Here is a 1,265-nt window from a genome sequence, read left to right as displayed (position 1 = left end):
CGCAAATTGCAAGTGCAAGTTAGCCAGCGCAGGCGAAGACAGCTGGCGGAAAGGTTTCAGTGAGTTTCAATTGAAGAAAGCTAAGCAGTATGAACCTTGCGAGCACGCTTGACTTCTCTTTCAAAAGCTTCGGCTGGTGTTTTGAACTTTAAAATTCGCCGAGGCAGGTTGTTCAGATGCGATTGAGCAATCTGAACTTGGCTTGGAGTGGCAATGTCGAGTGATTGCCCCTTGGGAAAATAGCGACGAAGCATCCGATTATGAACTTCATTAGTGCCTCGTTCTGAAGATGTGTACGGGTGGGCAAAATAAGTGTCAGCTATGCCATTCAGTGCAGTCTCTAAGGTCGTAAACTCAGTACCATTATCTGCCGTCACGGTCTTGATAATATCACCATATTGATTAACAATATTTCGCAATGCATACGATACTGAATCTGCGTCTTTACCCTCAATCAAGCAGACTATTTCAAAGCGTGTTTTACGCTCTGTGAAAGTCAACAAGACGCTCTGGCTACCATTACGCTCACCAACAACGGTATCAATTTCAAAATGTCCAAACTCATGACGGTTATTGACCTTCTTGGGGCGTTCATCAATACTTTTAGAACCGGCCAGCCGTTTAACTTTCGTTGTTTTATGATGAGCCATTCGGCGTCTTACTTTCTCCACAAGATCGATATTGCGGATTTCCAATAATTGTGCATCAATATAGTTGTACAGTGTCTTCGCACAAATCATCTTATGAGGTGAAAATAAACGGTGCTTTTTAGCATATCCTACCGTTGCGTCGGGTGACCAGTGCTCCGTGTGAAACTTGTCATCAAAGTAGGCTAGGAAGTCGGTGACTTGCTTAAACTTTAATGGACGTCTACTATTGGACCGGTTCTCCTCATAGCGAGCCTGAGCTGCTTCAGGGCAATAAACCTTAAGGTAGTGCTTCTCTCCGTTAATCTTCTTAACCTGCTTAATAGTGCCACGAGAAAGCTCATTATTAATGGTTTGATGACTAACACCGATAATAGATGCAATCTGGCGTGCAGAATGGCCTTCGGAGTGTAGAGAAGCAATCATTCCACGTTCAATTTGAGTTAAGTGGTGACCCTTTTGACGATTTGTGGTAAGCTGTTGTTGCGTCAAGACGAAAACCTCTCTCATTGTTTAGTGTTGGAACTTCAATGATACCTGATTTTTCGTCTTGGTGTCTTTTTTTGACCATTTTTTGATCAATCAACATGGGTGGCTAACTTGATTATAAAATTCGCG

1 protein-coding gene is annotated in these 1,265 nt (G+C 42.9%); it reads right to left on the bottom strand.

The features are described 5' to 3' along the window. Window positions 1-80: 80 nt before the first annotated feature. Window positions 81-1,157, bottom strand: a complete 1,077-nt coding sequence (locus FC15_RS02610) for an IS30 family transposase (protein ID WP_057823688.1) — start codon at window positions 1,155-1,157, stop codon at window positions 81-83. Between the last annotated feature and the right edge of the window lie 108 nt (window positions 1,158-1,265).

Origin of the sequence: Lapidilactobacillus concavus DSM 17758, assembly GCF_001435835.1 — a bacterium.
GTDB lineage: Bacteria > Bacillota > Bacilli > Lactobacillales > Lactobacillaceae > Lapidilactobacillus > Lapidilactobacillus concavus.
Note: the sequence above shows the minus strand (reverse complement) of the source record. Positions and strands in the feature narration are given on the sequence as shown.

Excerpts from the sequence above, each read along its gene's own strand:
- FC15_RS02610 (WP_057823688.1), bottom strand. The coding sequence starts at position 1,157 with ATGAGAGAGGTTTTCGTCTTGACGCAACAACAGCTTACCACAAATCGT.